Origin of the sequence: Streptomyces sp. NPDC057877, assembly GCF_042796855.1 — a bacterium.
GTDB lineage: Bacteria > Actinomycetota > Actinomycetes > Streptomycetales > Streptomycetaceae > Streptomyces.
Window position 1 is genome coordinate 128,426 of record NZ_JBHVMS010000010.1, and the last position, 12,657, is coordinate 141,082.

A 12,657-nucleotide genomic window follows, 5' to 3' on the forward strand; every position below is an offset into this window, starting at 1 on the left:
CGGCGCGGGTCAGGGGCGGGGCAGCACGCCCAGCAGGGTTGCGGTCAGGGCCAGCTTCAGGGACTCGTTCAGTTCCATGTGGAAGCGGGCCAGTTCGGGCTCCGCCTCGTATGCCGCACGCAGGCTGGGCGGCGGGGTGCTGTATGCCGACAGCGCGCCAGCCAGGACCATGGTCTGCAGGCTGAACAGTGTGGCGTTCTCGCCCAGTTCCGGCAGGTGCTTCCGGAGCAGGTCGGTCATGGTCGTCAGTCGGTCCAGGGAGGCGCGCTTGTAGCGCGCCACGACCTCGACGGAGACGTTGTGCTCCAGGACGCTGCCCTGTGCGCCGAAGAGGTCGCACAGGACGACTCGGCCGGAGAGTGAACGGCCGAGGATCTCGGCCACCGCGGACGCTCGCTCACTCAGGGGGAGATCTTCGTCGATACCGGCGGCCAACTCGTCCGCCAGTTCGACCAGCCACTCCCGCAGGAAGTGGTCCAGCAGTTCCAGCAGCACCGCTTCGCGGGACTCGAAGTAGCGCAGCACGTTCGGCTTCGCCAGGCCCACCCGGCGGCTCAGCTCGTTCAGGGTGACCGCGGCCACGGGCATCTCGTCGAGCATGGCCGACGCCGTCTCCAGGATCGCCCGTCGGCGGATCTCCCGCTGCTCTGCGGTTCGCGCCCGCTGGAAAGTCACGATCACCAGCCTAACTTAGGTACCTGCGGTACGTTGACAACGTACCGGGAGTACTTTAGTGTCGACCACGACAAGATACCTTCGGTACGTTAAAAGTTGGGGGCACGACATGAGCGAGAAGTGGACGACGGCGGACATCCCGGACCAGCGGGGGCGTGTGGCCGTGGTGACCGGGGCCAACACCGGACTGGGATACGAGACCGCCAAGGCGCTCGCCGAACGCGGGGCGTCCGTGGTGCTCGCCGTGCGCGACGTCGGGAAGGGTGAGCAGGCCGCGGCCCGCATGACGGGCGACGTGACCGTGCAGGCGCTGGACCTGACCTCGCTCGACTCCGTACGGACCGCGGCGGCGGCGCTGCGGTCCCGGCTCGGCCGGATCGACCTGCTGATCAACAACGCCGGTGTGATGTACACCCCGAAGCAGGTCACCCGGGACGGGTTCGAGATGCAGTTCGGCACCAACCACCTCGGCCACTTCGCGCTCACCGGGCTGCTGCTGGACCTGATGCTGCCCGTGCCCGGCTCGCGCGTGGTGACCGTGAGCAGCACCGGCCACCGCATCCGGGCCGCGATCCACTTCGACGACCTGCAGTGGCAGCGGTCGTACGACCGGGTCGCCGCCTACGGCCAGTCCAAGCTGGCCAACCTCATGTTCACCTACGAACTGCAGCGCCGACTGGCCACACACGGCACCACCGTCGCGATGGCCGCCCACCCCGGCCTGTCCAACACCGAACTCGCCCGCAACACCCCCGCGGCCCTCCGGCTCCCGCTCACCTGGCTCGCGCCGCTGGTCGGCCAGACGTCAGCGATGGGCGCGCTGCCGACCCTGCGCGCCGCCACCGACCCGGCCGCGCTCGGCGGCCAGTACTACGGCCCCGGCGGACGCTACGAGGTCAAGGGCCACCCCCGGCTGGTCACCTCCAGCCCGCAGTCGCACGAACTGGCCGTCCAGCAGCGACTGTGGGCCGTCTCCGAAGACCTCACCGGGGTGCAGTTCCCCGTCGGTCGGCCCCAGCGGAACTCACGCCCCTCCGGACCGACGATCACCAGCTGACCCGCGCCGACAGGAGGCGCCGACTCGACGACGGACGAGGGCGGCCGGGAGCCGGTCGACGAAGACCACGGAGCTGCACTGCCAGCCAGTACCCGCCGCCGCGGCCTGGACGTCAGTCGGGCCCGGTACCGCCCAGACCACAACGGGCCCGACTCACTCGGCAGGTCCAGCGACCACACCGCCCAAGGCCCGCACGGCCGCGGAAGTCGCCGTCGCCGGAGGCGGGCTGACGGTGCGACAGATCGACACGGCTCCCCGTCGCGCCTCACGCGACAGTGTGCGCGATGTCACGCATGGCAGCAGTTGCCCACGTTGTTCAGGTCACAGCGTAAATGCCCGTTTATGGCCCATGCTCGATCCGGATACCGAAGTCCGAAGTAGAGCGCACACGCGTCGACTTGTATGTGCCGTGCCGAAGTGATGCATGACACAGCGTTCGTGACGCTCTTCCGCGTTCCCATCGAGAGGTGCCCCTCATGCCCGCTTACCTGTGTCCGCCTGCCGTGATACACGGCGAGAACACCGTGAAGACCAGCCAGATCGTGGCTGACGTACGCGACCGGCACCCGAACGCGGCCTGGGCGCCGCGGATGGACAGCATCGCGGCCAGTACGGGCATCGAGACCCGCGGGTGGATGGTGCCGCTGGAGACCGCCGTCGCGCCCGGCGGGGGGAACGGCCTGCCGACCGCCGGTGTCGGACCGGCCCGGGAGGCGCTGGCGGGTGACGGGTTCTCCGCACAGGACGTGGATCGCGTCATCGCCGCCCTGGAGTCCATACCCGCGCCGCAGACCGTCCAGGAACGCACCGCGCCTGCCTGGGCAGCCGTACAGTCCTACGGTGAGCATGCGGCACGCGGAGCCCTCCAGATCGCCGGGCTGGACGCCGCCGACGTCGACTGCCTGATCACGAGCCACTCCACCACCCCGGCGCTGCCGGGGCTGGACGTCGCCCTGGCCAACAAGCTTCCGCTCCGCAGCGACGTACTGCTGCTGCCCGCCACGCAGTGGGCCTGCATCGCCGGGACCCGCTCCCTGGCGCTGGCGGCGGATCTCGTGGCCGCGGACCCCGACCGGGTGGTCCTGGTCGTGATCGCGGAGGCGCTGAGTACCACCTACCAGCCCGCGGACGACACCCTGGAGTCCTTGATCGTCCGGTTGCTGTTCGCGGACACCGCGGTCGCCGCGGTGGTCACCGGCCGCCCGCGGCCCGAGTCGGCGCTGCGACTGGACGCCGCCTGGAACCACACGCTGCCCGGCACCCAGGACCTGCACCGCCTGGAGACGCAGGCGGACGGCACCCACTTCGTGATGGACCGGCGCGGACCGCGCGCCGTGCAGGAGACGGTCACCGCCATGTGGGAGTGGCTGCACGCCCGTTACCAGGACGACCCCGGCGCCTGGCACCCCGACGTGCTGCTCGCGCACCCCGGCGGGACGCGCGTGCTGGAGTACATGGAGCAGACGATGCCCGAGTCATGGCCGTCGGGCCTGCTGGACTTCAGCCGGGAGAGCTACACCACCGGCAACCGGGGAGGCGCCGCCGTGTTCGACATCATGCGCAGGGCGCACGACGCGGGGCAGGAACCGGGCAGTCGTGCCGTCCTGTACGCGGCGGCGCCGGGCCTGACGGCCACCGCCCTGGAGGGAGAGTGGCTGTAGGACCTGTTCGCGCCACCCGCCGTGCTGCCGGGGGCGTCGCCACCTGACCGGCGCAGTCCGCCTGCACCGGCAGCCGCGTCACTTCCCGACCGACGCCCACACCACCTTGCCGGTGTCCGTCCACCGCACCCCCCACCGGGTGGTGAGCCCGTGCACGACGCGCAACCCACGACCACGGTCCCCGAGGAGCCCGTCGCGGCCCAGCCGTGGCCTGCCGTTGCCGGTGTCGCCCACCTCGCACAGCACTCCGTGACCGGTCCTGATCAGCCGTACCGTGATGGGGCCGGTCGCGAAGCGGACGGCGTTGGCGACCAGCTCACTGACCACCAGCAGCACGCTGTTCCTGGTGTGGTCCCTGATGCGCCACTGCCCCAGCAGCTCGGACACCGCGGCGCGGGCCTCGGCCGCTGCGTCATCGCGGGCAGGCAGCCGCCAGGTCGCGGTGTCCTCCTTGCGGTAGCCGATCACGCGCGCCAGCAGCAGGGTCATGTCGTCGCGCTGCTGCGCGGGCGCCAGCGCGGAGACCACGCGTCGCGCGGCCTGGTCCAGTGCGTCCCAGGGGTGCACGGCGGAGACGGCGTCCGACAGCCTGCCGATGCCCTCGTCGATCGACAGGGCGGGGTCCTCCACCAGGCCGTCGGTGTACAGGGCGAGCAGTGAGCCCGGGGGTGCGGCGAACGTGTACACGTCGAACGGCTCCCGCAACGCGAACTCGGCGCCCAGCCCGGGGTGGGGACGTGCCGCGACCGGTCCGCCCGGCCGGTCCGGGGGCACCAGGATCGGGGGCAGGTGGCCGGCGCTGGACAGGGCGATGTGGTGGCTGACGGGGTCGTAGACGGTGATGCAGCAGGTCGACCCCAGGGCGCTGTATCCGGCCGCCAGCCCGGACTCCGCGTCGTCCAGCAAGGTCACCGTCTCGTCCAGGTGCTCCAGCACCTCGTCGGGCGCCAGCCCCGCGGACAGCAGCGCGCGGGCTTCCATGCTCAGCTGTCCCATGGTCGCGGCGGCCCCCAGGCCGTGTCCGACGACATCACCGACCACCAGCGCGGTGCGGCCGTCCGGCAGGGGGAAGCTGTTCACCCAGTCACCGCCGACGCCCGCGCTGTCGGGGGTGGCGGGCTGGTAGATGCTGGCGGTCTCGATGGTGTCGCCGCTGGAGCGCGGGAGCAGTCGGCGCTGCAACGCCAGCACCTGCGTGTGCTCGCGCTGGTGCTGACGGGCCAGGTCCACGTGATGGGAGGTCCTGGCCACGAGTTCTTGCAGGTCGAGCAGCTCACTGTCGTCGAAGAGACGGCCCGAGCGACGCCATACCTCCGCCACTCCCAGTACGACGGGCGGCGCGCCGTCCAGGACCAGCGGTATGTACGCCACACACGCCGCCCGGTCACCGGGCACCAGGGCACGGACCAGCCGCGCGCTGCCGAGTACCCGCTCGATCGCCGCCCGGTCGGGCAGGACGATGGCCCGCGCGACATCGTCACGCCGTATCGCCTGCGACAGAAGGTGGCTCGCGTCGCTGGGAAGATCGTCACCCGGAGTCACGTAGCCCTCGGGCCACACGCGGTCCGGGACGAGGGCCGCCCGGCGCAGCCGGATGCGCCGCTGCGGCTGCTCGGTGACCACCTCACCCGTCCACACGGCGAGGTCGAGGTCGATGGCGGCCACGTCTCCCCAGGCCAGCAGGGACTGCGCCAGCGACTGCGCGGTCTCGCCGATGTCCAGCGAGGTCCCGATCGCCGTCTCGGCCGCGTACAGGTGCAGCCTCTTGGCCATGGCGATCAGGGAGACGGTCAGGCCCTCCAACGGCGGGGCCGCGGGCAGGATGCTCATCGAGACCACCAGCTCCGAGCCGTCACCGCGCCGCAGGCGCTGGACCCGGGCGACATGCGGCTCACCGGTCTCCAGTACCTGCCGCAGCCGCCGGGTGACCGTGGGTATGTCCCAGGGGGGCAGGAGATCGACGAAAGGGCTCCCAGTCGTGGCCTCCACTCCCGTGAAGACGGGTGCGTCCAGATTGGAGCGGGTGATCTTCAGGTCGCGGTCCAGATTGACCGCGCCAAGGATCTGCTCCGCGCGGCCGGGGGCCGCACCGGCGGGTACGTGCGGACGGCCGTCGTCCCCTCCCTGCGAGCCGGAGGTACCGGCGGCCCGTGCTGCCGCGCCGCGCGGGATGTACCGCCCCAATGCGCCGCTGACCATGTCGAACGGCGACCCGGGCGAGGAGGAAGAGGTGGACTCCATGCGGCTCTCTCATCTCGCTCGCCACCCCCGGCACAACGCCGGGGCCGTACCGGAACCTCGGCGACAGCGTCCCGGGGATTCCTGACCGCACACCTCATTCAAATACAAACGGGGCCGCTTCGCCCACATCAGCCGATCACACGGCGACAGCGAACAGCACCGATCCGTTACTTTCAGTGACATACGGAGGGCTCGACCGCGCTGCCAAGGGCCCCTTGGCTGCCCAGTCCGCCGAGGACCCGACTGGACATGACGTCGGTGACCCGGGCCGCTGTCAGCAAAACCACGATGCTTCGACGGGCACCGGTCGGGTAGCGTGCGGGACATGTCGAGTCCTGAGTCAGACAGGGTGGGGGCTTTCGGTCACGCCGTCAGCCCCTGAACCACTGACCTCGTAGCCCTGTCGTCACGCCGCATTCCGCGGCCGGGCGAGTGTGCTGTACGGGCTGACCGCGGTGACGGGATGACCTTCTCGTACTTCTCCTCACCTCGGAGCCACTCGATGCCCCTCCCGCTGTGTCTGCTTGCCATGGCGGTCCTCGCCATGGGCACCTCGGAGTTCATGCTCTCCGGTCTCCTGCCGGACATCGCCTCAGACCTCGATGTCACCGTGGGGACAGCCGGCACGCTCACGTCGGCCTTCGCGGTCGGCATGCTCGTCGGCGCCCCCTGGTGGCCGCGCTCGCCCGCAACTGGCCAGCGCGCTCCAGCCTGTTCGGGTTCGTCCTCGCTTTCGCGGCAGCTCATGCCGTGGGCGCCCTCACCACCAGCTTCCCCCTCCTGTTCACCACCCGGGTCGTCGCCGCGCTCGCGAACGCGGGGTTCCTTGCCGTCGCCCTGACGGCCGCCGCAGCGCTGGTCCCACCTGACAAGAAGGGACGTGCGCTGGCCGTGCTGCTGTCGGGCACGACGGTGGCCATGGTCGCCGGTGTCCCCGGCGGCTCGGTGCTCGGCACGTTGCTCGGCTGGCGGGCCACCTTCTGGGCTGTCGCCGCCCTCTGCCTGCCCGCGGCGCTCGGCGTCCTGAAGGGAATCCCAGCAGGACGTGACGGCAACGAGGCGAACGACAGGCCAGCGTTGCGAGCGGAACTCACCCCACTCACGCGGCCACGGCTGATCCTGGTGATGCTGCTCGGCGCGCTGGTGAACGCGGCGACCTTCGCAAGCCTCACCTTCCTGGCCCCCGTGGTGACCGACAGCGCCGGGCTGAGCGAGTTGTGGGTCTCCGTCGCTCTGGTGATCTTCGGTGCGGGTTCCTTCGTGGGCGTCACCCTCGCGGGCCGACTCTCCGACCGGCGCGCCGCTCCTGTCATCGCCATCGGCGGTCCGTTGCTGCTCACCGGCTGGCTGGCCCTGGCGCTGCTGGCACACCAGCCGGTCGCCCTGTTCATCCTCTTGTTCGTGCAGGGCACACTGTCGTTCGCGCTGGGCAGCACGCTGATCACGCGGGTCCTCTACGAGGCCGCGGGAGCCCCCACCATGGCGGGCTCGTACGCGACCGCGGCACTCAACGCGGGCGCCGCCGTCGGCCCCGTCATCGCCGGGGCCACCCTCAGCACCGGAGCCGACAACCTCGGACCGCTGTGGGCAAGCGGACTCCTCGTCGCGGTCGCCGTGCTCATCGCTGACGGCTGTCCGCCCCCCAGACCTCGAAGACCTTCGGCAACGACGGATCGGCCCGCCGGATGACCCGGGGTCTGCGCGGCGGCGGCCCGAACGGACTGTGGTTCGTGCAAAGTGCCACTCGCGGAGCCGTCGGCGCCGACACCGGTTGGCGGTCCGGCATGGTGCGTACCGGCTTCACGGTCACCGCCCTGGCGTCCGACTGCGCGTAACCCCTGCAACCCCCTCCTGCGGTCGCGAGACACGGGCGACGAGGAAAAGCACCACGCCACAGGTGACGACCAGGATCCAGCCGGGGCGGGACGCGTGTGCGAGTTCCGTCGGGGTGGTGGGGGTCCAGGGACCCGGCGCTGGAGCAGATCCTCGAGGGCATCGGGTCCCGGCTGCGCCAGCCGCGCCGGGAACGGGGACTCACGCTCGAGGCCCTCGCGGCCACCACCGGCATCGAGACCAGGCGGTCGTCCGTGCCGGGCCGTCCGCGACCGATGCCGGGCCGCGGGCGGTTCCGGAGGCACCGTCAGCCATGTGAGGTCGGGCCGTCAGGTCGGCTCGGCACCCGTCGGCAGGGGCGGTTCCGCCTCCACCCGCTCCCACTCCTCGTCGGTCAGGACCCGGGAACGGATGAGGAAGCGCACCCCCTCGGGTGCCTCCAGGGAGAAGCCGCTGCCCCGGCCGGGGACCACGTCGACGGTGAGGTGGGTGTGCCGCCAGTACGTGTACTGGTCGGCGCCCATCCAGAACGGCGTGTCCCCGGCGACATGGCCCAGCAGCACGTCCGAGCCGCCGACCCGGAACTCCCCGCGCGGGTAGCACATGGGCGCGCTGCCGTCGCAGCAGCCGCCTGACTGGTGGAACATCACCGGTCCGTGCGTCCGCGTCAGCCGCCGTACCAGGTCGTCGGCGGCCTCGGTCAGTTCGACCCGCGTCACCCGCGCGCCCATCAGAAGAAGCCGAGCTTCTGCTCGGAGTAGCTGACCAGGAGGTTCTTGGTCTGCTGGTAGTGGTCGAGCATCATCTTGTGGGTCTCGCGGCCGATCCCGGAGCCCTTGTAGCCGCCGAAGGCCGCGTGGGCCGGGTAGGCGTGGTAGCAGTTGGTCCACACCCGGCCCGCCTTGATCTCGCGGCCGAGCCGGTAGGCGAGGTTGCCGTTGCGGGACCACACTCCGGCGCCGAGGCCGTAGAGGGTGTCGTTGGCGATCTTCGCGGCCTCCTCGGGGGAGTCGAAGGTGGTGACCGAGACGACCGGGCCGAAGATCTCCTCCTGGAAGATCCGCATGTCGTTGGTGCCCCTGAAGACGGTCGGCTCGATGTAGTAGCCGCCCTCGAGGCCGGGGACGGCGCGGGAGGCGCCACCGGTGAGGAGTTCGGCGCCCTCCTTCCTGCCGATGTCGATGTACGACAGGATCTTCTCGAACTGGTCGTTGCTGGCCTGGGCGCCGATCATCGTCTCCGGGTCGAGCGGGCTGCCGCCCTTGATGGCGCGGGTGCGTTCCAGGGCGCGGGCCATGAACTCGTCGTAGATGGAGGAGGCGATCAGGGCCCGGGAGGGGCAGGTGCACACCTCGCCCTGGTTGACGGCGAACATCACGAATCCCTCGACCGCCTTGTCCAGATAGGCGTCGTCGGCGTCCATGACGTCGGGCAGGAAGATGTTCGGGCTCTTGCCGCCCAGTTCCAGGGTGACGGGGATGATGTTCTCGGAGGCGTACTGCATGATCAGCCGTCCGGTGGTGGTCTCACCGGTGAAGGCGATCTTGGCGATGCGCGGGCTGGAGGCGAGCGGCTTGCCCGCCTCGACGCCGAAGCCGTTGACCACGTTGAGCACGCCGGGCGGGAGCAGGTCGGCGATCAGGTCGATCACGTACAGCAGGCTGACCGGGGTCTGCTCGGCCGGTTTGATGACCACGCAGTTGCCCGCCGCGAGGGCCGGGGCGAGCTTCCAGGCGGCCATCAGGATGGGGAAGTTCCAGGGGATGATCTGGCCGACCACGCCCAGCGGCTCGTGGAAGTGGTAGGCGACGGTGTCCTCGTCGATCTCGCCGACCGTGCCCTCCTGGCTGCGCACCACGCCCGCGAAGTAGCGGAAGTGGTCGACGGCGAGCGGGATGTCGACGCCCAGGGTCTCGCGGACGGGCTTGCCGTTCTCCCAGGTCTCGGCCACGGCGATCTTCTCGAGGTTCTCCTCGATGCGGTTCGCGATCCTGTTGAGGACGGCGGCCCGGTCGGCGGTGGAGGTGCGTCCCCAGCGGTCCGCCGCGGCGTGGGCGGCGTCCAGCGCCAGCTCGATGTCGGCGGCGGAGGAGCGGGCGACCTCGCAGAAGACCTTGCCGTTCACCGGTGAGACGTTCTCGAAGTAGCGGCCCTCGACGGGGGCGACCCAGTCACCCCCGATGAAGTTGTCATAGCGAGGGGCGAAGTCGACGATGCTGCCGTCCGTACCCGGCTGCGCGTACACCATGGCGGCTCTCCTCGGTGGGATGGTGAGTGCTGCGGTCCGACGGCCCACGCCGTCGTGGTGTGGCTCACTCTGGGCCCATCAGGTTGGCGCGAGGTTGGCGCGCGGGAAAGGACGGTTCCGGTCAGCGCAGGGCGCAGGTCAGCCGCCCGGCGGCGACGGCCCGTCGGGAGTCGCCCGGATCGAGCAGCCGCAGCGCGTGTTCGTGCACCTGAGCGTCGTACGGCGCCTGCTTGCCGTAGCGCAGGGCGTGTTCCGGGCGGGCGCTGGCCAGGACGGCCTCCCGGACGGCCACTTCGAGGTGGGTGCGCCACTCCTCGATGCCCGGTGCCTCGGAGCGGGGCAGCAGCGGGCCGCGGTACAGGCGCAGGGCGGTGTCCGTGTCACCGTTCTCCAGGGCGCGCAGGACGTCGGCGGCGTCGCAGGAGACGGGTGCGGTCAGGGCGTAGCGGCGGGTGGCGATGGTGCCGCCGAGGGCGCGGCGCAGATGGGAGATCTCCGCCTTGAAGGTGGAGGCGGTGACCGGCCGGTCGCCGTACAGGGCCTCGCGGAGGCGTTCGGGGGCGAAGCCGTCCGGTTCGAGGGTGAGCAGGGTGAGGATCTCCAGCTGGCGCGGGCGCAGCGGCAGGGGCACGCCCGCGCGTTCGGCGCCCTCCGCGCCGAGGCAGGTCAGCCGGACCGGGGGGTCGTCCTGACCGCGCTGGCGGGGCGGTTCGGTGCGGAGTCTGCTTTCGATGGCGGACACCAGGGAGCGCACGGTGGACATGGCCAGCGGGTGCGACCGGTCCCAGGTGGTGGACAGGTCCAGGACGCCCAGGACGCGGCCGTCGGGGGCGCGCACCGGGGCGCAGTAGCAGACCCAGCCGTGCAGGGCGGTGACCAGGTGCTCGGCGGAGAAGACGGTGCTGGGGCGGCCGGTGCGCAGGGCGAGGGAGAGGGCGTTGGTGCCCATGGCGGGTTCGTCCCAGCGGCCACCCGGGGCGAAGTTGACGCGTTCGGCGCGCTGCCGCATGGTGCGCCCGCCGCAGGTCCACAGGATGGTGCCGGACTCGTCGGTGACGGCGGTGACGAACCCGGCGTCGTCGGCGATGGCGCGCATCTCGTCGGCCAGTTCGGCGACCGGCCCGCGCAGCGGTGAGGTGGCCCAGCGTTGGGGCACCGCCCGGTCGTCGGCGGCCGGGGCGCTGTCCCGGCCGGGGTCCACGCTGGTCAGGGAGCGCGCCCATGACTCGGTGACCTCCGGCCGCAGCAACGCGCCGTCCGGCGAGCGGCGGGACGTCCTCAGCTCCGGCACCCAGCGGAGCCACTCGTCCTCCAGCGTGGCCCTGCGCCGTCGCAGGTCACTGCCCTGTGACATCTCTTCCCCTGCCGTCGTTCGGGGACAACCGCCCATGGTCCGACCGGCGCCGTAGCGAGCGCACCTACCCGATCGGGCAGGGAACCCTCTTCGGCCGGGCAGGTAGCGCATCTGAGCGCGACCGGCCTACCTTGAGCTACGAGCCGATGACAGAGTTATCCGACAAGCGGTGGGCAAAATCAAGGTTTCGCGCGGATTGCACACGCTTCGCGCACTCTCATGCTGGGGCGAGGCCGGGAGGTCGCATGTCGCTGCTGCCGGGCGCCGCGACGACCGGCGCTGACGCGCCGTCCGCCGACTGGAGCGACGGCGGGGTTCCGGGCGAGCTGACGGGGCCGCAGCCCTCGGGCGCCGCCTTCGAGGGCCGGTCCACGCGGCTGGCCAAGTTCCATGTCCCCGAGATCGTCTTCGGTCCCGGCTCGCTGGCCGAACTCGGGCACTGCGCCGCACGGCTCGGCGGCCGTCGCCCCTTCCTCGTCACGGACCCCGGTCTGATCGAGGCGGGCTGGGTGGACGAGGCCGTCCGGCATCTCAGGGCCGTGGGACTGCGCCCCGTGGTGTGGCACGACGTGACGCCCAACCCCAAGGACCGCGAGGTCGAGGCCGGTTTCCAGCGGTACGCGGCCAGTGGCGCCGATGTCATCGTGGGCGTCGGCGGCGGCTCCGTCATCGACGCGGCCAAGGGCGTGGCGATCCTGTCCTCCAACGGCGGGCGCATCCTCGACTACGAGGGTGTGGACCAGGTCGGGCGGCCGATCCCGCCCACCGTGATGGTGCCGTCGACGTCCGGCACCGGCGCCGACGTGTCGCAGTTCGCCGTCGTCACCGACACCACCGAGCACATCAAGATCACCATCGTCAGCCGGACCCTGGTACCGGAGACATCGGTCATCGACCCACGGCTGCTGACGACCATGCCGGACTGGCTCAACGCGGCGACCGGCCTGGACGCGCTCACCCACGCCATCGAGGCGTTCGTCTCCCGCGCGCACAACCCGCTGACCGACACCCACGCCCTCCACGCGGTGAAGCTGATCACCGGCAACCTGGTGCGCACCCAGCTGCGGCCGAGGGACTCCGGCGCCCGGCTCGCCATGGCGCAGGCGTCCCTGGAGGCCGGGATGGCCTTCACCAACGCGATCCTGGGCGCGACCCGCGCCATGAGCCACCAGGTCGGCGGCCTGCTGGACGCCCCGCACGGCGTGGTCAACGGCGTGCTGCTGCCGCATGTCATCCGGTTCAACGCGCAGGCGTGGCCGGAGCGGTTCGTCGCGCTCGGCGAGGCCGCCGGTCTCGACACCGCGGGCGCGCCCCCGTACGAGGTGGCGGTGCGGCTCGCCGCACTGGTGCGCTCGCTCGCCGACGACGTCGGGGTGCCCAAGGGCCTGGCCAGTCTCGGTGTCGCGGAGTCCGACGTGCCCGTGCTGGCCCGCACCACGCTGAAGGACGCCTGCATGGCGACCAACCCGCGCGAGGTCGACGTGCACGATGTCGAGGCGCTGTTCCGCGAGGCGCTGTGAGGCGGTACGAGTGAACGTCCCCGAACGGTCCCCACAGGCCGCTGACCTGGGGGTGCTCACCGGACTGC

Annotated in this window: 8 protein-coding genes and 1 pseudogene; 4 read left to right on the forward strand and 5 right to left on the reverse strand. The window is 71.3% G+C overall.

What is annotated here, in order from left to right; translation table 11 throughout:
* Window positions 1-9 precede the first annotated feature (9 nt).
* The gene (locus tag ACFVQG_RS29305; protein ID WP_383389082.1) at window positions 10-675 is read right to left on the reverse strand and encodes a TetR/AcrR family transcriptional regulator; all 666 of its coding nucleotides are present in this window, start codon (window positions 673-675) and stop codon (window positions 10-12) included.
* Window positions 676-784: 109 nt separating this feature from the next.
* On the opposite strand from ACFVQG_RS29305, the gene ACFVQG_RS29310 reads away from it, so the two are divergent.
* Window positions 785-1,732 (forward strand): SDR family NAD(P)-dependent oxidoreductase, encoded by a 948-nt coding sequence (locus ACFVQG_RS29310; protein ID WP_383389084.1) that lies wholly within the window; start codon window positions 785-787, stop codon window positions 1,730-1,732.
* 476 nt (window positions 1,733-2,208) lie between these two features.
* Entirely contained in the window at window positions 2,209-3,393 is a 1,185-nt protein-coding gene (locus tag ACFVQG_RS29315) for a type III polyketide synthase (protein WP_383389086.1), read from the forward strand.
* Between the two features lie 78 nt (window positions 3,394-3,471).
* Here the strand turns inward: ACFVQG_RS29315 and ACFVQG_RS29320 are convergent, their stop codons facing one another.
* Window positions 3,472-5,634, reverse strand: coding sequence for a SpoIIE family protein phosphatase (locus ACFVQG_RS29320; protein WP_383389089.1), 2,163 nt, complete (start codon window positions 5,632-5,634; stop codon window positions 3,472-3,474).
* A gap of 502 nt (window positions 5,635-6,136) precedes the next feature.
* On the opposite strand from ACFVQG_RS29320, the pseudogene ACFVQG_RS29325 reads away from it, so the two are divergent.
* Window positions 6,137-7,323: pseudogene (locus ACFVQG_RS29325) on the forward strand (Cmx/CmrA family chloramphenicol efflux MFS transporter).
* A gap of 473 nt (window positions 7,324-7,796) precedes the next feature.
* On the opposite strand, the gene ACFVQG_RS29330 reads toward ACFVQG_RS29325, so the two are convergent.
* The 3 genes from ACFVQG_RS29330 to ACFVQG_RS29340 all read right to left on the reverse strand — a co-directional run bounded on the left by ACFVQG_RS29330 (window position 7,797) and on the right by ACFVQG_RS29340 (window position 11,069).
* Entirely contained in the window at window positions 7,797-8,198 is a 402-nt protein-coding gene (locus ACFVQG_RS29330; RefSeq protein WP_383389092.1) for a DUF779 domain-containing protein, read from the reverse strand.
* Window positions 8,198-9,715, reverse strand: coding sequence for an aldehyde dehydrogenase family protein (locus ACFVQG_RS29335; protein ID WP_383389094.1), 1,518 nt, complete (start codon window positions 9,713-9,715; stop codon window positions 8,198-8,200). Before ACFVQG_RS29335 ends, ACFVQG_RS29330 begins: the two co-directional genes overlap by 1 nt.
* Before the next feature lie 121 nt (window positions 9,716-9,836).
* Window positions 9,837-11,069, reverse strand: a complete 1,233-nt coding sequence (locus tag ACFVQG_RS29340; RefSeq protein WP_383389096.1) for a GAF domain-containing protein — start codon at window positions 11,067-11,069, stop codon at window positions 9,837-9,839.
* Between the two features lie 245 nt (window positions 11,070-11,314).
* Here ACFVQG_RS29340 and ACFVQG_RS29345 point away from each other — a divergent pair, with 245 nt between their 5' ends.
* Complete coding sequence (locus tag ACFVQG_RS29345) at window positions 11,315-12,589, forward strand: iron-containing alcohol dehydrogenase (protein WP_383389097.1); 1,275 nt, start codon at window positions 11,315-11,317, stop codon at window positions 12,587-12,589.
* Window positions 12,590-12,657 lie beyond the last annotated feature (68 nt).